Source organism: Nonomuraea candida, from assembly GCF_000725485.1.
Classification (GTDB): Bacteria; Actinomycetota; Actinomycetes; order Streptosporangiales; family Streptosporangiaceae; genus Nonomuraea; species Nonomuraea candida.
This window is the reverse complement of the sequence record NZ_JOAG01000039.1, coordinates 61,671-81,509: the sequence shown is the minus strand read 5'-3', so window position 1 is coordinate 81,509 and position 19,839 is coordinate 61,671. Positions and strand designations below refer to the sequence as shown.

The window sequence follows — 19,839 nt, the reverse complement described above, 5'->3', positions numbered from 1 at the left end:
ATGGCACGCGAACGCGGCCCCTGTTCTTGATCGACTGGCGTAGACACCCAACGATCATCAGGGGTCGCGTTTGCCATCTGTACCCCGGGGTGCCCTCAACCGCCCGGTCTCACCGAGCCCGCGTGCGTCTCACCAGCCGAGAACGCATCGGCCCTAGGCCCTGACGCCCGCCCAGTTCGCCTCACCGCTCGCTCGTCGCCCGTACGACCTGAGGCACGCGGCGGTGTCCCTCTGGCTGAATGCAGGCGTACCCGCTCCGGACGTGGCCGAGCGAGCCGGGCACGGCGTGGACGTGCTCCTCAGGGTCTACGCGAAGTGCCTCGACGGCCATCAGGAGATCGCCAATAAGCGGATTGAGGACGCCCTCGCCGCATGATCACTCAGCACCGCCCCGAAGGGTCCCGGAACGCCACCGGGACCCTTCGCCGTTCCCAATGCGTTCCCACGCCCGCGCGTTCCGCGAATCCTCCAGATCATGGCCTCCCACCAGGGGAAACGCTCCAAGATCCATTCCGGACATATTCCGGGACCTGCGACAACGGGCCGCTCACGGCGGCATCCGGCTGCGTACTCCCGAAACGCAGAAGAGGCCCCGAAGGGCCTCTGACCTGCTGTTACTGCTGGTGGCAGGTGCAAGGTTCGAACTTGCGTAGGCTGAGCCGACGGTTTTACAGCTCGTGCCTGTTCCTCTCAACTCAATGCTCTGGACCTGCGGTTCCTCCCTGCGAGAGCGCCACCACTAGCAAGATCATTGCACGCATATTGCACGGGTCCGCCGGACGCCCCGGGGAAGCTAAGCCCTGTGGATCAGGCGTTCCTGTCTAGCCCTGCGTCGCTTCGGTTCGTTGAGGGCAGTGGGGGTGTGGCGTGAGCGTCGGGGTCAGCAAAATGGAAGGCGCACGCACAGTCGAGGGCTTCCTCGGGTGAGCCTGAAGAGTAGCCGCTGGGCAGGAGACTGTCCTGGTAGATGCCCTCGTCAGGAAGGTAAATTGCGAAGCCCCAGGTGTGCAGAGGGCCGTCAAAGCGCAGGCGGCACAACCGCGCGTAGGCACCACCGTGCAGGCGTGCTTCGACATAAGCGAATCTGCCACGGAAACGCACGTCGATCCCGGATAGTTGCCAGCGCGAACGAGCGTGCTCGTTTAAGTGCTGACGCAAGTGATGTTTCATCGACTCGGGCGGGTTCTCCGGCATGCCGATCATCATGCCCTCCGAGAGATCAACCACGCTGCTCGGTGAGCCAGGGTGAGGAACGAACCCTGGATCGTCGATCGCCCCCGAGCACGTACGGCGCCCAGCCATGCAATGGCGATCGTAGGGCCGCATCTGTGTGGCGGCGCGGCAACCCCGGTCGGCGCGTTCGTCGGTACGGCGGGGCCGGCGTGCGGTGCCCGGCCCGGTGTCCCGCCGCCGTCTGGGACCGGCCCCCAGGCCGCACGCCCGGACGGCGGGCGGGCGGAGGGCCGGCAGTACGGCGGCGCGCCGCGCCGCCGCTTGACCCCTATAAGAACGCTTCGGCAGCGACAGATAACTCCGGCAAAGATGACACCCCAGCGATCAGTTGCCGGAGCGGAGGGGCACCTTCGCAGGGCCAACTCCTTGCCATCGACAAGTACACGGATGCATCTATTCCGGCTTCAGGATTACCACACTTTCCCGAAGGTACGGAGAATCTGCGCGTCGGCGAGTCAGCTTGCGAGCAACACGGAGCTCAGCGACGCGCCAGCCGACTTGTTCCGCCACAGCACCGATAAGAACGTCTGCCGCAATAACAAAGGCTTGATCCTCGTTTCCATGAGCGGAGTTTCCTACGATGTAGGCGAGAGTCCCGTCCTTAGCTATAAGAGAGCGGCATACAGTAAGTGTTTGGATCATATCGTCGACATAGCCTGGAATCATCTCCTTGCGTCCTACAGCATATTTGTCTGCTGGCACCGCAGCCACAACGGGCTGGACGATCGAGTTAATTGCATCCGCATAGCTAGCCGACTCGTACGAGTTACCTTGATTAAACCGCAGGCTAGGATGACTCCGAACTGTGGATAGGCGCTGTTTACGCATATCCTCCGGCGAGGCGTAGCACCCAAGTATCCACGACTCCGTCTTGTAGATCTCGGTGTAGTCGATGTTGTTCGGGTAAGGTGGGGAAAAGACGATCCAATCAAACGTCCCATTAGTCGACAATGCCGGAAGGTGACGGCCATCACCAAAGAAGACTTCGCCATAGGCCTCGAGGCCCGTGCTCGAGCTCAGGTCCGCCGTGACCAGGCGTAGACGCTCTTCGAAGACCTCTAAGGGACGCCGGGGTTTCCGCCGCTCCATGAACCGTAGCGCCCGACCGTCGCGGCGGAGTCGCCCCGACGGCTCTACACAAGCGGCTAGACAGACCCTCAGGATAGACCTACACGGTTCTATGGCGACTCTATCGATGATCTCTCTGATCGCTACCAGCTCTTCTACATGCGACCGAGGGAAATAGGCCTCATTTTGAAGCGTAGACTGAGCCGGCACTTCCAGGTCGTCGACATTAAACTCTAGACATTGAGCCCTTATATTCGCGAACGCGACTTCGAGATCAGCTAGTAGTGCTCGCCCGCGCAACCTCCCAGCAAGTTTGGCTCGAGACAGCTCCCACAGGAAAGGATTGCGCTCCACACCATACACTTCTGCATGAGCCATATAACGGCCTGCGATATCTACTGCACTTATTAGCGTAGTGCCACTGCCAGAGTATGGATCATATAAACGAAACCCCTCCGTCGGTTTAAAAGAGGAGTCCGTAAACAGTTGATCCAATAATTGCGATGAGTAAGCTTCTTTCAAGTGAAACCATCGGTGGAACGGTTCGGAGGAGTTCCCGTTAGGCACCACTAGCCGTCCGTAGGCCTCACTGCGATCGCTCACCGTCCATCCAGTTTCCAGATGACGATAGTGACTGTTCAGGTCTGAAGCCTGCGGGCCGGCCATGACACCTCCACCTACACGCGCGCGCGTACTCGCTCGTGTGTTCCAACACACGAGAATCTGTACATCATGCCACGTCACACACGCGTCAGGGCTACTTCATGCCCGCAACTGCACCATCCTGCTGCCACAAAGGGTCATACAGGCACAATCAGATACAAAGCCGTCTTTCCTCGAGATCCTAGTCCACTAGCGCTACTCCTAGCTGGGCAGCTACGATCCGCCTTTCGGTGTAGAAATCCGGAAGGAAGGGAAGGGTGGGAGCATGTCCGAAAATGAGCCGAAACCCGCTATTCGGCTGCCCATAATATCTCGACTTACCTTGTCGCATTTCTCACTCTACAAGAATCGCTCAGAGAATGTGGTGTCATTCGATAAGAATGTTCTTTGCATAGCAGGTGCGAACGGGCTAGGAAAGTCTACATTCCTGTCTATTCTAAATTATGCACTAACCGGCACGGTAGCAACTCCTGAAGCCAAAGCGCTCTCTACTGCCGAATACTATAGAGACGCAAGGCGATATGCGCTAGCCTATTTCGAGGGAAGAATCGATCAGGACGATCGGCAGATTGCTGAGGTTGAGATTCAATTCCAGGTTGACAAGTATGCTTATTCCGTCAGGCGTGGAATGTTCAACCCAACAAGTCTTCGGTCATTGAATATCCAAGGGCCGGGAACCGGTATAGCACTAGACGCGCCGCTGGAGGACGAGGAGTCTGCGACGCGGCTCCATGAAGTCTTCATTGACCACTTACTCAAGCATACTGGCCTGGCCCAGATGGATCAGTTTGTCTATCTACAGCACTTTCTGCTGACGTTCGACGAACGTCGGCACCTGCTCTTCTGGGACGCTGAAATAGCACGCATTCTATTGTTTCTGGTCTTTGGAATGGATGCGACCAGGGCCGAGAAGGCTGGAGAGTGGATTCGGAAAGCCGATCGCATGGAGTCGCAAGCGCGCAACGCTCAGTATCAGGCGACAACAGCCGCTGGGCAGATTAGGGACCTCCGAGCGCGAGCGTCGACGAGTGCAACAGCTAACGCTGACCTCGGTCAGCAACACGAAATATTGATCGACCAACGTGACGTCGCTCGAGCAGAACTCGAAGAAAAGGCAAGGCTTGAGAAGGACGCACGCTTGCAGTTGGGAATCATCGCGGCCGAACACCACGTCTTGTTGAGCGACTATGATCGCACGTTTATGGGCCGACTCAACCCTAACAATGAGCCGGGATGGCATCCGCTTATTGTCAAGCTTGTTCATCAGAATGAGTGCGGTATTTGTGGAGCAGTGGATGTGAAAGCGGCGTCCGATATCAAGCATCTGATCGAAACCCACCAATGCCCCCTCTGTCGGTCTGCCATTGCCCAAGAGGCAGATCTCCCAGATTTTGAGATGCTGAGAGCCCTCGATCTAAAACTGAAGTCGAGCGCAGAGCGTTTAAAGTCGGCACAGGATACAGTCTCGCGACTCTCGGAAGAACTTAAAACAGCAAACGAAAGGTACCGAGACATATCTGCGCGCGTCGACAGCTTTGAAGCGAGCAATGCAGAGTGGGTAAGACAGGATGCTGCGCGTAGTGGAGTGTCAGATGTTATCCAGCAACTTCAGCATGAGAGACGTATGGCTACGGAGCGAAGGGACGAGTTTCGTCGTAGACGGGATGAGTATAGAGCTCTGGTAGAGCCTGTGCGGCGCGAACTGGCTCAGAGGTATGCAGAGGCAGAGTTTGAGTTTCTTCCGCGTTTCCAGGCGCTTGCTCAAGCCTTCTTAGGTGTAGATCTTTATCTGACAATGGAACAGAAGGCTCGCGGCCCGGAGTTGGTGGTCACCATCGCGGGCTCTAGAAGGCGCGCATCGAATCAACTGTCTGAGAGCCAACGGTACTTTATTGATATTGCGTTGAGAATGACTTTGGCGGAGTACATGTTGCGTGATGCAGGTTCAGCCTGTTTGTTTATTGATACTCCAGAAGGATCGCTCGACATAGCGTACGAACAGCGCGCCGGCAAGATGTTTGGCGAGTTTGTTAGGCGAGGTAATAGATTGGTAATGACCGCCAATCTGAACTCGAATCGATTGATTAGAGAGTTAGCCAGGGTCTGCGGCAAGTCACGTATGCACGTGGAGCGTATGACTAGCTGGTCAGTATTGAGCGAGGTCCAAGAGAGTGCTGAAGAGCTCTTCGATCAGCTGTTTGCGGAGATCCAAGAATGCCTAGACGGTGAGGCCAGTGAGTGAAGTTTCCCCAAAAGCCGCTTTCGATGCACTTTTTGTTGCGGATAGAATCAATAGAAGCACTGGTCCCGTGTCACTCGATGAGATACAAGTCTTCATCTATTTGGCATGCCTGCTAGCACTATACGACGGCAAGCCAGTATCAAAGTGGGGATACGGATTTTTAGCTACGCCAGCATCTTCTCCATTCAGCGTAGACCTATTTAACGCTATCGAATCTCTTAAGGCAGCCCGTTTGTTCAGTCCCCACGACGAGAAAGTGGTGCTGAGCCTCAGGGGGCAGGACGAGCTAGCGATGTGGTGTGAACTAGAGTGGTTTGCGGATCGTGTTCCCTACTTGGAAGGCGCGACAGGGGCCTCGGCTGCTATGCCTGTCTCTTCAGTAAAAGCCGGCGTGGTTCTGGAGCCAGACATATCTCGCGCAGTTGCTCTAGACGTGCCAAAGGAGCTTCTCGAGGATCCGGAGTTTTCTGAAGTTTACGAGCAATTTAAGGTACTTAGAACGAGCCTCGGAGATTCGGTTCCAGATCACATGGTGCCTGCGGTGGTATGGCTTTCCTTTCTCCTTGAACAAGCAGACGCTGCTCGGCACTAGCAGGAGGGAAGCATGACGCGGTTAGACAAGCTTGCCGAAATGGCTCGCGGTCACTATATCGCAGTAACTGCGAAAACTCTTGGGAGTCAAGGTATTGACATACTACGTGATTTTCTCCCTGTATTGCAAAGCATACATCGATCCGTTGACTATGAATCCATAAGTGTCGCTCTGACTGTGTGCTTCGCATTGAATGGAAATGCGACTCCTCTGGACTATGAAAGGGCTTATCGAGTCGCCGATGTCAGTCATCTTGCTCTCTACAACTCAGGAGCACTTTTGGTAGAGGCGAAGACCGATGGAACGTTTTATGTTTGGAAGGAGCAATCCGACGTAGAGGCTATACACGCGGGGCGGGTGATCTATCATTACGAGCCGGGCAAGGGGGAGAAATTTTGGATAGATGGCGTTGAAGGAGAAGTTCCCTCGTCGGTCGCTTTCACGCGCATTTTTGGGATTTCTCGTTTCGAGGACCTCGCTGATTGCCTTAATCATTACGCCATACATCTAGCCCGCTCTAGCGAGTGTAACATCCTCGCTGCACTATGGCGTGAGGACGGTCGCGTTATGTGGAAGGCGGGACCCGAGACTGAAATGAGAAAGTCGCTATATCAGCATCTCAAGAGTAGCCTTAGAGAAGGAAACCCCGACATCACCCAAGAGACTCGTGTTGATGATCGAAATCCTGTCGATATACAGGTAAAGTGGGAAAACTCTAATCGGATCGCTCTTATTGAGATTAAGTGGATTGGTGCGAGCGGTGTTCTAGGCGATAAGCCGAGGATCACTAAGCGTTGGCCTGAGAGCAGAGCGTTGGATGGCCTACGGCAGTTGGCGGAGTATCTAGACCTTACGCGAGCTAGAGCAGGCGCCTACGATAGGCGCGGTTTCCTGTTTGTCTACGACGCTAGGCGTGCGAGAGTCACCGCTGATACCTTGGTTCTTTCCCGTCGAGACGGACTGAAGTACCAGGACGCTCATATTCGTTTTCAGGCGGACCTGTTGAGCCGGAGTGATATGGCTGCGCCCATTCGATGCTTTTGCGAACCAAATTTTGCGACGGGTGCAAGCCCTAGCCGGAAATAGTAGATCGTGTACCGAGTCGCGGAGAGTCTGCTACTCGTAATGCCACAGATAGGCGCTGGTACCCCCTGCTCCGGTTCGACGCCGTGGACTATCGGCTGGAAGCCATGTACCAGAGGTGTGCAAGACGGTAGCTTCGCGGTGTGGCTGATGACGCTGAGCTGACACGCTGGCTCGTGCATGGGGAACGGCTGATCTACGACAACCGATGGATTCGGTTGGGGCTAGCCGACGTCGAGATCCCTGGTGGTGAGCGGTTCGAGCACCACGTCGTACATCTCGATCGAGCCGCGATCGCTGTGGTGTTGGATGAGCAGGATCGGGTCTTGCTGATGTGGCGGCATCGGTTCGTGTTCGATCGGTGGGGGTGGGAGCTTCCTGGAGGGCTGATCGAGGCTGGAGAAGATCCCAGAGTCACCGCTCTGCGCGAGGTGGAGGAGGAGACCGGGTATCGGCCGAAGAACCTGGAGCTTCTGGTCTCATATCAACCAATGGCGGGGATGGTCGACTCCGAACACATCCTGTTCGTCGGACGCGGGGCCGAGCTGGTGGGCAAGCCTGAGGGTGAGGTGGAGGCCGATCGGATCGAGTGGATTCCCATGACCGAGATCCCTGGCATGGTCGCCCGCGGGGACATCTGGACATCGGGGACGTTGATCGGATTGCTCCAGGCTCAAGTGTGGCTTAGCCGCCAAGCGCGCGGCTGACGGCTCTGGTCAGCTCGTCGATGCGGCGGCGTTGCCGGCGGCTGCCGGTCATGGTTGCGAGGTGCTGGGCGCGGTGGATGTGAGGTTGGGCGGCTTCCGGGTCGCCAGCCGCAAGTAGCGCGTGACCCAGGTCGCACCGAACGCCAGACTCAGCGCGGTTGTAGGTGCCATCCATCCCGGCCAAAGCTGAGCGTAGGTCTTCGACAGTGGCAGGGTCACCGAAGCGGACTAGACAGTTGCCGCGCCATCGGGCGAGGTGGTGAGTGTTGATCGAGAGATAGGGCATGTCGGGATCGGCGTCTCCCTCTGGGAGCAGAGAGGTCGCTTGGTCAAGAGCGCGGCGGCAGGTGGTCTCGTCGCCCAGGATTGCGGCGGCTTCGGCTTCGGCGGCTGAAAGCCAGGTACGCAGTCGCACGGGTACGCGGGCGTGGTGCTGGGCGTGAACGTGCTGGAGTAGGTCGGTGGCCTCGGCGGGGCGGCCGAGCTCCATGAGGACGTACGCCTGTTCGCCGGAGACGTAGGCCAGGACGGCGGGATCGTTTGCCTCGTATGCGGCCGCCTTGGCTCGCTCGTAGTGGTGCCAGGCGTCTTTGAGGGCCAGGGCGTTGATGGCCTGCCATCCCGCCAGTGAGGCGGTTTCCGCCAATAGATGAGCCAACTCGGCTCGCACTCCGAGGCGTACGGCGTGGCGGTGAGCGCGCTGGATCTGGGAGATCTGGGCGCGCATCTTGTCGGCGATGGCGACTCCGCCAAGGCGCCGGTCCAGGAGGCGGAGGTTGTTGGTGTCGGTGCGCAGGATCATGACCGTCGTTGCGTCGATGGTGGCTGCGCCGTCCAACAGTTCGGCAAGTTCCTGGGCTTGCTGCTCGTGCTCGTCGTCCTCGTCGCCGATCTCGCCTGTTCCGTTGAGTGGGGCCAGGCCGAGGAGCATGCGGGCGTGGTCAGGTAGGTGCAGGCCGGTGGCGACGCGTTCGATGACGGCGAGTTCTTTGACGGTCCCGCTGCCGTTGAGGATCTTGTTGACGCGAGGCTGGCCGAGTCCGGTGGCGGTGCCTATGCGGACCTGGCTGGCACCGTATTTGCGGGCAAGGCTGAAAAGTCCGGCAATGTCGCGTTTCTTGAGCAGTTCCCGTGTTTCGTCCTGATCCCAGACTGCAGCAGGTAGCTCAATTGGATCGAACGCGCCATTCTGCATTCTCAGACCTCCGGCTCCAGATACCGGAATGATGTCCCGCTTCGCGGCTGAGCCTATATGCACTCCTGCTATATCAGCGTGAGATAGGTCTGAAAAGTATGGGCATTCATGCTGTCCGGCATGACAACGCCAGTTAGATGCACAGAGTGCGAAGGGCGAGGCTGGAAGATCGTCACTCGCCGTGGACACATGGCGGCCGCCGGGCTGGGCCTGGCCGCGTCCGCACAGGAGGACTGCCTGCACTGCGACGGTCCTACTGAAACGCCGCAAGAGGGTTTCGAGTGGGAGATCCGTATTCTCGGCGAGAACGGCGAAACGCCTGGTCTGAGCGGATGGACTACGTTCCAGGCCACCGCGATGGACGAGCTGCGCACTGCGATGCGCAGCATGGAGCGTGAGACCCCGATCAAGGGCATCATCCGGCACAGGGTCTACGACTTCGGGGTCGGCGGACACACCTGGACGCTCCGCGAGATCTTCCGCGCTTATGTCGATCCGGCCGGTGCCGTGCGATTTGACCGGGTGGGCAAATGATCGCTCCGGTAATGATCAGCATGGATCCGTGCCGATCGGCAGAGCTTCTTCGGGACGCTCTGCGCCGGGACGGAATCAATTCCGATGTCCATGACGGTTACGGTCTGGCTCTGGTTTCGGTCTGGGTCGGTCTGGTCGTCTGGTGCGACGGCGAACGCTTTTGGTGGCGTACCGGCTGGAATACCGATCGCCGGCGCGTCATTTACGCCTGGCATCCGGCGCGTGATCCTTTTAGGGCAGCTCGCCGGATCGCGATGCGTTACGCCGAACTCCGCTCCCGCCATGTCCCGATCAATCGCCCTACGTACGCGGATCCGTTGTGAGCTGGGCAAGCTCGCGGGTCGGCCTTCGGGCGAAGATCGTGAAGACCTTCCATAGCCATTCGAGCACCTGCGTCTACGGCTCGGCGTTGGTCGGCCGTGAGGGCGTGGTGGTGGCGGTGCTCCGCAATGGCACGACGGCCCTGGTCAAGCTCGATGACGACCCCCATGACCTACCACTTGGGGTGCAGCGCTGGCCGCTGCGTTGGGACGATCTCGATCTGAAAGAGCCGATCGGGGTGGCTTCTCCCCCGGCGTACATGACCGGATGGTCGAAGACGGGGCCGACGGTCGAGCTGCACGCGGTGGACGCCAACACCAAAGTTGCCGTCTGCTCGTCGCCGGCCGAACCGCTACCGATGTGCGGTTGGTCGGTGACCTTCTCTCCTGAGGCACCCCGGGCCTGCCGCAAGTGTGTGGCCCTGATCAGTGGCTCTTGAGCCGGTTACATCCTGCTGTCTTTGAACGAGGGCCACTGACAGGCGATGCCTCAGCCGGTACTGTGCTTATGCGCACAAGTGGAAGAGTGAACGGGCGGTTGAGATGGGCATGGATTTCGCCCCACCGAAATACGCGCAGGTCATGCGGACGATCCAAGAACGGATCGAGTCGGGCGAGTACGCCCCCGGTGACATGCTGCCGTCCGAGACTCAACTCGTGCGCGAACTTGGCGTAGGCCGGACCACAGTCGTGCGTGCCCTCCAGACCCTAGCCATGCAGGGATGGATCGAACGTGAGCACGGTCGTGGGTCCTTCGTCAAAGGCCGCCCGCAGAGCGCGGCCGATCGAGTACACCCGAGCCTGAGCACAGCCGAGCAGGGCGAAAGTGCCGATGCCGTCCTGGAGGCTGGGCGCGTCCCGGCTCCTCGGCATGTCGCGCGTCTGCTGGGCGTCGCGGAGAAGACCCCCGTCGTCGTACGCAAGCGGCTGGCGCGGCAAGCTGATGTGATCTCCGCTGTAGAGACGATCTGGGTGCCGCTGGAGCATGCCATCGGCACCGATCTGGAGAAGCCCGAGCCTCTACGGCGGGGCATCCGTCAGCACCTCCAGGCCGTCAAGCACCTGCGCTTCGACCACATGACCGAACGTGTCAGCGCACGCAAGCCCTCCAAGGAGGAAGCCGACCTCCTGGGATCGTCCAACCCGGTCCTCGGCGTGCTGGCTACCGTGCATGACCCGGCCGGCAACGTTCTGATGGTGATCAGCCTGGCCCTGCCCGGGAGCCTTCACGAGCTCGAAGATGTCTTCAAGGTGAGCTAACTCTTACCCGCCACTTACCGCTCAACCACTTGTGCGGACGAGTTGCGATCTCCTACTCTCAACTTAAGCGGACAAGTGGACGAGCGAATGAAGAGCTCTCCCCGCTGAACGGAGGAACACCCATGGCAATGCAAGGCCCCATCCCGATCAGCTTCGAGCAGGCGTTCCCGCACGGCTGCTTCCTCGTCGGCCAGGTCGAGCCGGTCAAGAACTTCGAGGCCTCGACCGGCGGCAAGACCGTCTTCGCCAGGGACAAGACGACCGGTGAGCCGGTCTGGCAGGTCCCCGTCATGGACGGCGACGCCACGCTCAAGGCCGGACAGAAGACGATTGCGGTCAAGATCCTCTCGGAGACGGAGCCGGTCGCGCCGCCTCCGCTGGCGGGTCTGCCGATCGCTCCGGTGGAGTTCACTGGCATGACCGTGACGCCGTACGTAAACGCGGCCGGACGGCTGGCCTACTCCTACCGGGCCACCGGCATGAAGCCCGCCCGCCCCAGGCAGCAGCAGGCGCCGGCCAGTAAGGAGGCGGCGGCGTGAGCTCCGGCCCGTACACCTACGCCACGTTGTCGATGCGGCCGGACTCCGCACCCCATCTGTCCATCTCGTTCCACACGCCGGGCCTGCGGGTGAGCGCCGGAATGCTGTTCAACGGCCCCCGGCCGTACCTGGAGATCAGCTCCCGCGACGCGGACGTGCACATCTCCACCACCGGAGCCGGGCCGGTCACCTCCACCGACGTGGCCACCGCCCGCGAGATCTTCACCGCCGCCGCTCGCTACCTGGCCGACTGCGAGCGTCTGCACGCCGAACAGTCGGCCCCCGACCAGGCCACCCCCGGGGCGGCCTGACCAGGTAAGGCGGGGCCGCCAGAAGCGCCAACTTCCGGCGGCCCCTTCGGTTCTCCCCTGACTTCCACATCACGAGAGGCATCAAGCTTATGTTCAGGCGACTCCCCGGCGACCAGGCACGCGACCTGGTCACCACCACGCCCGACACGGCCGTCGTCTTCCGCCCGGCCGTCGTCACCACGCCCGCCATCTTCACCCTGATCATCTTCGCCGCGCGTGTCGTGGCCGGACTGATCCGGACAACCTGGCGACACCCCATCGCCATGCTCGCCGCCGTCGCTCCGGGCGCGCTCACCCTCCTGTACGGCTGGCAGACCGCACTCCTTCTGACCGCGCCCACATCCGTCGGATTGGCCGCCTGGGCGCTGACCGATCGCGGGTCGTTCGTCCGTCTGATCGGTCGCCGCCTGCAAGCCTGGTGGCGGCTGGTCTGGATCTACCGGCGGCACTGGCAGCCCGTGATGATCGTCTCCGGCCTCGGCAGGAACCTTCGAGGACGTGATTACCTGCCCCGCCTCGGCAAAGTCACCTGCACCCCGTGGGCCGACCTGGTCACCGTGCGCATGCTCAAGGGCCAGGCGGTCAAGGACTGGGCCGATCGCGTCGACCACCTTGCCCAGGGCTTCGGCGCTACCTCCTGCCGCGTCGCCCTCGCCAAGGCCGGACGGCTCAGCCTGACCTTCCCACGGCACGATCCGCTGGCCATCCCCATCCCGGCCCGTCCCATGCCCCACGCGGCCACGGTGGATGCGATCGAGGTCGGCAAATGTGAAGGCGGCCAACCCTGGCTACTCAAGGTGCACGGCACCCATGTCCTCGTGGCCGGCGCGACCGGGGCCGGCAAGGGCTCGATCCTGTGGTCCGCGATCCGCGGGCTCCTCCCCGCCGTGGCTGAGGGCCTGGCCGAGCTCTGGGCGCTGGACCCCAAGCTCATGGAACTGTCCTACGGCCGCGCCCTGTTCGGCTCACGGTACGCCGCCACGCCAGAAGAGTGCGCCGACCTGCTCGACCAGGCCGTCAACATCATGCAGAAACGGGCCGCACGCTTCGCATGCCTCCAGCGCTCCCACACGCCGACCGTCGAGGACCCGTTCGTCCTGGTCGTGGTCGACGAAGTGGCGTTCCTGACCGCGTACCAGACAGACCGCCAGCTCCGGCAGCGCATCAGCGCCGCGCTGGCCACGCTCACCACACAGGGCCGAGCGGTCGGCGTCAGCGTCCTCGCGGCTCTCCAGGACCCGCGCAAGGAGGTCATGAACATCCGCAACCTGTTCCCCGACAAGATCGCGCTCCGGCTGGACGAGTCGGAACAGGTGGACATGGTCCTCGGTGACGGCGCACGCGACCGTGGCGCGCTGGCCGATCACATCTCACCCGTCCCGGAGCTGGGCGCGGGGGTGGGCTATGTCCGGCTGGAGACCAGTCCCGAGCCAATCCGCGTCCGCGCCGCGTACGTCTCCGATCAGGACATCCGTGCCATGGCCGATGCCTTCGGGAGGGCCGCATGAGGGTCTGCTTCCACGGCACCGCCGACGAACTCGACCTCGTCGCCGGCCGCTCGCTGATGGTCCTGCTGACGGCTCGCGACCTACCCCGCATGCGGGTCTTCGAGCTCTTCCAGGCCCACGTGCTCGCCCACCCCTACGACGACCGATACCGGCTGTGCGCCGAGATGACCGAGACGGAGGTGAGTCCCGATGCGTGACATGGCCTACCTGCTGGAAGGGCTGCGTTGCTCGTCCTGCCTCTGCGACAACACCCTCTGGCTCGACCTGGAGCCCGGCGCCGTCGAGTGCCGCGAATGCGGTCAGGGCGCTCTCATCGTCGCCGACGAAGGGGAGGAGCGATGACCTACGATCGCGCTCTGCCCCGGGCCGAACGGCTGAGGATGCCGTGGGCGCGTGACGTCGCTCTGGAGGTCGCCAAGCAGTACGGCGTGTGCATCCGCCCCGTCGCACTCAGGCGCATGGACCTCCAGACCGGGCAGAACGAGATCATCGATGTCCCCTGCGGGGCCACGATGGAGGCCGTCTGCCCGCCGTGCGCCAAGCGCAACCGGCAACTCCGCATGGCGCAATGTCGGGAAGGCTGGCATCTCGACCACGAACCGGCCGTCACGCCGGACGAGCCGAACGACGAACAACACTGGCTGATTGAGTTCCGCGCCGACATGCAAGCCCGCCGTGACAGCGCCGAGCAGGCCGGTGAAGACACCACCGAGCTGGACGCCGTCCTCTCCGGCCTGGACGACGAGATCAACGCCTCCGGAATGCGCGGCAATGTCCTCGGCCGGACGACCGCAAAGCGCGCCCGATCAACCCGACGCCGCCAGGACGCGCCGGACCTGCCCCGGCGCAAGATGACCAACACGACCCTCGGCCGAACGTTCACCAGCTCGGACGGCAAGGTCTACCGCCCATCGCTCTTCATCACGCTGACCCTGCCCAGCTACGGCAAGATCCGCGACGGCGTCCCCGTCGATCCCGGGACGTACGACTACACGCGGGCGGCTCGGGACGCGCTGCACTTCTCCAAGCTGGTCGATCGCTTCGTCCAGAACCTTCGACGGGTCGCGGGGTACGACGTGCAGTACTTCGCCGCCGTGGAGCCTCAGAAGCGGCTCGCGCCACACCTGCACATGGCGATCAGAGGTACCCTGCCCCGAGCCGAGATCAAGCAGATCGCGGCGGCCACCTACCACCAGGTGTGGTGGCCCCCGGCCGACCGGGTCGTCTTCGACGGCGAACACCTGCCCGTCTGGAACGACCAGACCGGTTACGTCGATCCGGCCACGGGCGAGGTCCTGCCCACCTGGGACGAAGCCCTCGACCAGCTCGACGCCGACGAAACGGCCGAACCCCTGCACGTGATCCGCTTCGGCACCCAGGTGGACGTGCAAGGCGTCCTGGCCGGCACTCCCGACGCCGACCAGTGCATCCGCTACCTGTCGAAGTACCTGACCAAGTCACTTGGCGAAAGCCTCGACGCCGACGACCCGGCTCGCCGCGATCATGCTGCCCGCCTGGCTGAGGCACTGCGCTTCGAACCCTGCTCGCCCACCTGCGCCAACTGGCTCCGCTACGGCGTACAGCCCAAGGGAGCCAAGGCCGGAATGGTCCCGGGGCGGTGCCGTGGCAAGGCCCACAAGCCCCAACACCTCGGCTACGCCGGACGCCGCGTCCTGGTCTCCCGCAAGTGGTCGAACAAGACCCTGGCCGAACACAAGCAGGACCGCCGCACCTGGGTCCTGGAAGCCCTCGGCCAGACCGACCAAGCACCAGACCCACACCGCTACGTGTGGAGGCCCGTCCCGGCCGGAGACGCCAACGTGCCGCCGCTGGCCGTCCGTCTCCTCCGCACCGTGGCCGAACGCCAACGCTGGCGAGCCCACATGGCCCAACTCGAAGCCCAAGCAGCGGGCCAAGATCTTCCGGCAATCGAAGGGAGGGCGGCATGAAGGACGACAAGCTGATGACGGTCCCCGAAATCCTCGACGCACTTGGCGGCATTTCGCGCCGGACGTTCTACCGCTGGCGTGAGATCGGCAAGGCGCCCCAGGGCTTCAAGCTGCCCAACGGAGAGATCCGCATCTACCGCAGCGAGCTCACAGCATGGCTGGAAAACCTCCGGGAGGCGGCGTGAACACCTCCTACGACGTGAAGTTCTGGACGATCACTCGGAACGAGTCCAGCAAGACACCGTCCTTCGTCGTCCGCTGGAAGGTCGGCGGTCGACAGAAGTCGAAGACCCTCAGAACCAAGGCGCTCGCGGAAAGCCTCCTGTCCGACCTCCGGCAGGCGGCCAAGCGTGGCGAACCGTTCGACATCGACACAGGGCTCCCCCTGTCCATGCTGCAGGCCAAGAGCGCCCGTACGATATTTGACTTCGTCCGGGCGTACATAGAAATGAAGTGGCCTCACGCGGCGGCCAAGACCCGCGACAGCATCTCGGACGCCCTCTCCACGGCACTCCCCGCCCTCGTAAAGGACCGCCCCGGACGCCCTGACATCGAGTCGCTGCGGACGGCCCTGCGTAAGTACGCGCTCCTCCCCAAGAGCAAACGCCCCGTTCCTCCCCCGGACGCAGCACGAGTGATCCGCTGGCTCGAAAGCGCCTCGCTCGATATGGCCACCCTCGGCGAGGCCAAGACCGTCCGGTTGGCACTCGACGCGATCGCGCTCCGGCTGGATGGCAAGGCCGCTAGCGCGAACACGATCAGGCGCAAGCGTGCCGTGCTGCACGCGCTTCTGGAGTACGCCGTGGAGCTGGAAGAGCTTTCGGCAAATCCGCTGCACCGGATCAAATGGAAGCCTGCCAAGACGACTGAGACAGTCGACCCGCGAATCGTGGTGAACCCTCGCCAGGCGCAAGAGCTGCTGACCGCGGTGACCTACGTAGGCAGGCGGGGGCGAGGCCGGCGGCTCATGCCCCTGTTCGCCTGCATGTACTACGCGGCTCTACGCCCCGCCGAAGCCATCGCCCTCCGCAGGGAGGACTGCGACCTTCCGGCAACCGGCTGGGGACGCTTCCTCATCGACGTATCACGCCCTGAGGTCAACAGACAGTGGACAGACACCGGAGACGCCCACGAGGAACGCGGGCTCAAGCACCGGGGACGTGACGACGTGCGTCCCGTGCCCATCCCGCCAACTCTGGTGAAGATCCTTCGGCAACACATCGAGGAGTTCGGCCTTGGCCCCGACGGACGACTCTTCCAGAGCGAGCGCGGCGGGATCGTCGCCTCAACGGCTTACACAGAGGTCTGGCAGGAAGCCCGCAAGCTGGCCCTGACGCCCTCCCAGGTCGCCTCTCCACTCGCCAAACGACCGTACGACCTCCGACATGCGGCCGTGTCCCTCTGGCTCAACGCGGGCGTCTCGGCTCCCGAGGTGGCCGAGCGGGCCGGCCACAGCGTTGACGTCCTCCTGCGGGTCTACGCCAAGTGCATCGACGGCCAACAGGAGATCGCGAACCGCCGGATAGCCGACGCCTTGGCGGCCTGACGTTGCCTCTCCCGCACACCGAGCCCCGGACGATCTCCGGGGCTCGCTTGCGTCTCAGGGGTACATCAACCTCCGAAAAGCCCACCCCGACCAGGGAAAAACACACCCAAGATCATTGCGCGTATATTGCGCGACCAGCGACAAACGGCCGCTCAGGGCGGCTCATGGCTGCATGCCCCTGAAACGCAGAAGAGGCCCCGAAGGGCCTCTGACCTGCAGCTACTGCTGGTGGCAGGTGCAAGGTTCGAACTTGCGTAGGCTGAGCCGACGGTTTTACAGACCGCTCCCTTTGGCCACTCGGGCAACCTGCCTTGTCTTCCGCTCTCGCGGCGACAGAAAGAAGAATAGCGGACTTCCGAGGTGCACGTGACACCGGTTTGTCCCGAGCCCTGTCCGGGTCGTCCTGGTATCGCCGTAGCCGTGGCCGTCCTGCGCCCGGACTGTCGGGGTGGGGCTTGGTCGTGTCGTCGTCTCGTTCAGGGGCTTGAGCGGCTCAGAGCCCGCGAGCGCCCTGTTCGCGGTTCCCCATTGGGTACCCCTGCCCCAGACGCGCCAGGAAGCAGCAGGAGGGCGCGAAGAGTGTCTGGAGGGATGTGGATGTTGGAGGAGTGCGGGGCCGGGAGGACAGGCGGGTTGTCAGGGTTTGACGTTCCCGTCGCAGGCGGCCCATGGCGGGCGGGCCTGCGGGCCGGCGCTGGTTCTGCTGGTGGGTGGTTCCGGGGCGTTGGGGGCAGGGCGGGGCGAAGGTGGGGATTGGTGGCTCTCCCGGCGAGGTGGAGCTGGGGTGGACGTATCGGTTCTTTTGCTGGTGGAGGGCTGCGGTGCGGGGAGAAAAAGCTGGGTCCCGACGGTGGATCTGGCAGGCGTGTGCGGGCTTGATCTGCCACCATGGGCCCGCAGTCCTCCCGGGCCCGGGCAGAACGGCCAGCCCCCTCCTTTCCCGGTACCGCACAAACGCACTAGGCAGGGTTCGTGGACGTAGAGGCAGAGATCCTCAACCTCAGGCGGCGCATGCAGGCACTCGAGGCGGGCGCGCCTTCCGATCAGCGGGACGACGAGCTGGACGCGGTGCCGGAGTCCACGCTGGAGTCGGAGCGTCCTGGTCGGGGGAAGGCCACGGTTGCCGAACTGCAGCGGGAGATGGCCGATGACCTGGAGGCGCTCAGTGTGGAGATCACCGGGCTGCGGTGGCAGGCCAACGACTACTACGCCTCCGGTCACTCGCAGTTGCTCGATCGGCTCGACGACATCCGCAGTGGCCTTCATCACCTGGATCTGAAGCTCGATCAGCTGCTGAGGAAAGACGCCGTTTAGGGGCGTTCGCGCGGCTTCGGACACGCCCTGAGGTGACGGGCGGGCGGGGTGTGATCTTCTGCGTACGGAGCCAGCGAGGGGACGGCGTCCTGCACGTCGGGCCGATGCTGGCTAGGCTCGTTCGCTGGGTCCGCGCGTACGAGGTGCGGGCCGATTTCACCGCAGCTGAGAGGATGGGTGCTTTGGCCGATTCATCTTTCGACATCGTCAGCAAGCTCGACCGCCAGGAGGTCGACAACGCGCTCAATCAGACGGTCAAGGAGATCGGACACCGTTTCGACTTCAAGGGCACCGGGGCGAGCATCAGCTGGTCCGGGCAGAACAACATCGAGATCAAGGCGAACAGCGAGGAGCGGGCCAACGCCGCCCTCGACGTGTTCAAGGACAAGATCGTCAAGCGTGGTCTGTCGCTGAAGGTGCTCGATGCGGGTGAGCCCAAGCTGTCGGGCAAGGAATACCGCATGCTGATCAGCCTCAAGGAGGGCATCGATCAGGAGAACGCCAAGAAGATCTCCAAGATGATCCGTGATGAGGGGCCGAAGGGGATCAAGGCCCAGATTCAGGGCGAGGAGCTCCGGGTCAGCTCGAAGAAGAAGGATGACCTCCAGGAGGTCATCTCCCTGCTCAAGGGCAAGGATCTGGACATCGCCCTGCAATTCGTGAACTACCGCTAGCAGAGGCATGCTGTACGGCCCCGAGCTGGCACGACGATCACGGAGAGCGGATCCGGGACACCTGGCCGAACGCGCCGTCCACCGGCGTGTCCCCCCTGGTGTCCCGGGCCGCTCCGGGTGCGGCGCCGGCGGGTGCGGTGCCGGCGGGCGTACGGGGTGCGCCGCGACCGGTTCCGGGCGTGGGTGGGCCGGGTCAGCGGCGGTAGCCGGCCATGCGCTCCAGGCGGGCGACCCGCTCCGAGGTGGGCGGGTGGGTGGAGAACAGGCGGCCGAAGCCGGAGCCGCTGAACGGGTTGGCGATCATCATGTGCGAGGCCGAGGTGAGGCGGCTGTTCTCGGGGAGCGGAAGCCGGCGGGCGCCCATCTCGATCTTGCGGAGGGCCGAGGCCAGCGCGAGCGGATCGCCCGTGAGCCTGGCGCCCGACTCGTCGGCCTGGAACTCCCGGGTGCGGGAGATCGCCATCTGCACCATCGTCGCCGCCACCGGGCCGAGCACCATCATCAGCAGCGCGCCCACGAACCCGGGGCCCTCGTCGTCGTCGGAACCGCCGAAGAACACCGCCACATAGCTGAGCCACGTGATCATGGTGGCGAGCGCGCCGGCCACGGACGAGATGAGGATGTCCCTGTTGTAGACGTGGGACAGCTCGTGCCCGATCACCCCGCGCAGCTCGGCCTCGTCGAGCAGCTTGGTCAGCCCGTACGTCACACAGACCGCCGCCTGGCGGGGGCTTCTGCCGGTGGCGAAGGCGTTGGGCTGCACCGTCGGCGAGATGTAGAGCCGGGGCATCGGCTGGCGGGCCTCGGTGGAGAGCTCGCGGACGATCCGGTAGAGCGTGGGCTGCTCGACCTCGCTGACAGGTCTGGCCCGCATCGCCGACAGCGCGATGCGGTCGGAGAAGAAGTAGGCGACGCCGTTGCCCACCAGGGCGAGCACGAACGCGATCCGCGCACCGGTGCCGCCGCCCAACCACGCGCCCACCGTGACAATCAGCGCCGACAGCCCGCCGAGCAGGATGGCGGTGCGCAGACCGTTGTGGTGCAAGGTTCCCCCCTTCGTGGTCTGGGTTCACCACGTCCAACGACGAAGACCCGGCTCTT

At 62.8% G+C, this 19,839-nt stretch carries 22 protein-coding genes, 1 tRNA gene and 1 pseudogene; 19 read left to right on the top strand and 5 right to left on the bottom strand.

All coding sequences use genetic code 11. The annotated features are described in order from the left end of the window. Positions 1-157 precede the first annotated feature (157 nt). Positions 158-376: pseudogene (locus IO39_RS58140) on the top strand (tyrosine-type recombinase/integrase); the annotation flags it as partial. A 431-nt stretch (positions 377-807) separates the two neighbouring features. Here IO39_RS58140 and IO39_RS51175 read toward each other — a convergent pair. Beyond that, positions 808-1,194, bottom strand: a complete 387-nt coding sequence (locus tag IO39_RS51175; RefSeq protein WP_052423647.1) for a hypothetical protein — start codon at positions 1,192-1,194, stop codon at positions 808-810. Positions 1,195-1,626: 432 nt separating this feature from the next. Beyond that, positions 1,627-2,967 carry a DNA methyltransferase family protein gene (locus tag IO39_RS55075; protein WP_157549180.1) on the bottom strand — a complete coding sequence of 447 codons (1,341 nt, stop codon included), beginning with the start codon at positions 2,965-2,967 and terminating at the stop codon, positions 1,627-1,629. 262 nt (positions 2,968-3,229) lie between these two features. On the opposite strand from IO39_RS55075, the gene IO39_RS53195 reads away from it, so the two are divergent. From IO39_RS53195 to IO39_RS32535, 4 genes are all read left to right on the top strand, one after another. Continuing rightward, entirely contained in the window at positions 3,230-5,206 is a 1,977-nt protein-coding gene (locus IO39_RS53195; protein ID WP_084773857.1) for an AAA family ATPase, read from the top strand. Next, positions 5,199-5,798, top strand: coding sequence for a hypothetical protein (locus IO39_RS55070; protein ID WP_157549178.1), 600 nt, complete (start codon positions 5,199-5,201; stop codon positions 5,796-5,798). Before IO39_RS53195 ends, IO39_RS55070 begins: the two co-directional genes overlap by 8 nt. Before the next feature lie 12 nt (positions 5,799-5,810). Next, positions 5,811-6,884, top strand: a complete 1,074-nt coding sequence (locus IO39_RS55065) for a hypothetical protein (protein WP_157549176.1) — start codon at positions 5,811-5,813, stop codon at positions 6,882-6,884. Between the two features lie 140 nt (positions 6,885-7,024). Further along, positions 7,025-7,588, top strand: a complete 564-nt coding sequence (locus tag IO39_RS32535) for an NUDIX hydrolase (protein ID WP_043631082.1) — start codon at positions 7,025-7,027, stop codon at positions 7,586-7,588. On the opposite strand, the gene IO39_RS32530 is transcribed toward IO39_RS32535, so the two are convergent. Then, positions 7,566-8,783, bottom strand: coding sequence for an NsdA family TPR-like regulatory protein (locus IO39_RS32530; RefSeq protein WP_043631080.1), 1,218 nt, complete (start codon positions 8,781-8,783; stop codon positions 7,566-7,568). The two genes, IO39_RS32535 and IO39_RS32530, sit on opposite strands and share 23 nt — an antisense overlap. Before the next feature lie 108 nt (positions 8,784-8,891). Here IO39_RS32530 and IO39_RS32525 point away from each other — a divergent pair, with 108 nt between their 5' ends. The 12 genes from IO39_RS32525 to IO39_RS32480 all read left to right on the top strand — a co-directional run bounded on the left by IO39_RS32525 (position 8,892) and on the right by IO39_RS32480 (position 16,750). Further along, positions 8,892-9,317 (top strand): hypothetical protein, encoded by a 426-nt coding sequence (locus tag IO39_RS32525; RefSeq protein WP_245642432.1) that lies wholly within the window; start codon positions 8,892-8,894, stop codon positions 9,315-9,317. Beyond that, the gene (locus tag IO39_RS55060; RefSeq protein ID WP_157549174.1) at positions 9,314-9,640 is read left to right on the top strand and encodes a hypothetical protein; all 327 of its coding nucleotides are present in this window, start codon (positions 9,314-9,316) and stop codon (positions 9,638-9,640) included. The genes IO39_RS32525 and IO39_RS55060 overlap by 4 nt, the downstream gene beginning before the upstream one ends. Beyond that, positions 9,637-10,077 carry a hypothetical protein gene (locus tag IO39_RS32520; RefSeq protein ID WP_043631075.1) on the top strand — a complete coding sequence of 147 codons (441 nt, stop codon included), beginning with the start codon at positions 9,637-9,639 and terminating at the stop codon, positions 10,075-10,077. The genes IO39_RS55060 and IO39_RS32520 overlap by 4 nt, the downstream gene beginning before the upstream one ends. Before the next feature lie 103 nt (positions 10,078-10,180). Further along, entirely contained in the window at positions 10,181-10,897 is a 717-nt protein-coding gene (locus IO39_RS32515) for a GntR family transcriptional regulator (protein WP_043631073.1), read from the top strand. A 122-nt stretch (positions 10,898-11,019) separates the two neighbouring features. Then, a complete protein-coding gene (locus IO39_RS32510; protein WP_052423644.1) occupies positions 11,020-11,436 on the top strand; it encodes a hypothetical protein in 417 nt (138 codons plus the stop codon). Continuing rightward, a complete protein-coding gene (locus IO39_RS32505) occupies positions 11,433-11,747 on the top strand; it encodes a hypothetical protein (RefSeq protein WP_043631071.1) in 315 nt (104 codons plus the stop codon). Before IO39_RS32510 ends, IO39_RS32505 begins: the two co-directional genes overlap by 4 nt. A gap of 89 nt (positions 11,748-11,836) precedes the next feature. Further along, complete coding sequence (locus tag IO39_RS32500; protein ID WP_043631068.1) at positions 11,837-13,255, top strand: FtsK/SpoIIIE domain-containing protein; 1,419 nt, start codon at positions 11,837-11,839, stop codon at positions 13,253-13,255. Beyond that, on the top strand, positions 13,252-13,452 hold the full coding sequence (locus IO39_RS32495) for a hypothetical protein (protein ID WP_043631066.1): 201 nt from the start codon (positions 13,252-13,254) through the stop codon (positions 13,450-13,452). The genes IO39_RS32500 and IO39_RS32495 overlap by 4 nt, the downstream gene beginning before the upstream one ends. Then, a complete protein-coding gene (locus tag IO39_RS55055) occupies positions 13,445-13,597 on the top strand; it encodes a hypothetical protein (RefSeq protein ID WP_157549172.1) in 153 nt (50 codons plus the stop codon). The genes IO39_RS32495 and IO39_RS55055 overlap by 8 nt, the downstream gene beginning before the upstream one ends. Further along, positions 13,594-15,204 (top strand): replication initiator, encoded by a 1,611-nt coding sequence (locus tag IO39_RS32490; RefSeq protein ID WP_043631064.1) that lies wholly within the window; start codon positions 13,594-13,596, stop codon positions 15,202-15,204. Before IO39_RS55055 ends, IO39_RS32490 begins: the two co-directional genes overlap by 4 nt. Next, on the top strand, positions 15,201-15,389 hold the full coding sequence (locus IO39_RS32485) for a helix-turn-helix transcriptional regulator (protein WP_043631062.1): 189 nt from the start codon (positions 15,201-15,203) through the stop codon (positions 15,387-15,389). The genes IO39_RS32490 and IO39_RS32485 overlap by 4 nt, the downstream gene beginning before the upstream one ends. Further along, entirely contained in the window at positions 15,386-16,750 is a 1,365-nt protein-coding gene (locus tag IO39_RS32480) for a tyrosine-type recombinase/integrase (RefSeq protein ID WP_043631059.1), read from the top strand. The genes IO39_RS32485 and IO39_RS32480 overlap by 4 nt, the downstream gene beginning before the upstream one ends. Positions 16,751-16,976: 226 nt before the next feature. Here the strand turns inward: IO39_RS32480 and IO39_RS32475 are convergent. Continuing rightward, positions 16,977-17,061, bottom strand: a tRNA-Tyr gene (locus IO39_RS32475). Positions 17,062-17,722: 661 nt separating this feature from the next. Here IO39_RS32475 and IO39_RS32470 point away from each other — a divergent pair. Together IO39_RS32470 and IO39_RS32465 are read left to right on the top strand one after the other, a co-directional pair. Continuing rightward, on the top strand, positions 17,723-18,064 hold the full coding sequence (locus IO39_RS32470) for a hypothetical protein (RefSeq protein ID WP_043631057.1): 342 nt from the start codon (positions 17,723-17,725) through the stop codon (positions 18,062-18,064). A gap of 182 nt (positions 18,065-18,246) precedes the next feature. Further along, positions 18,247-18,738 carry a YajQ family cyclic di-GMP-binding protein gene (locus IO39_RS32465; RefSeq protein WP_043631054.1) on the top strand — a complete coding sequence of 164 codons (492 nt, stop codon included), beginning with the start codon at positions 18,247-18,249 and terminating at the stop codon, positions 18,736-18,738. A gap of 193 nt (positions 18,739-18,931) precedes the next feature. Here IO39_RS32465 and htpX read toward each other — a convergent pair whose 3' ends face one another. Beyond that, positions 18,932-19,783 (bottom strand): zinc metalloprotease HtpX, encoded by an 852-nt coding sequence (gene htpX / locus IO39_RS32460; protein WP_043631052.1) that lies wholly within the window; start codon positions 19,781-19,783, stop codon positions 18,932-18,934. Positions 19,784-19,839 lie beyond the last annotated feature (56 nt).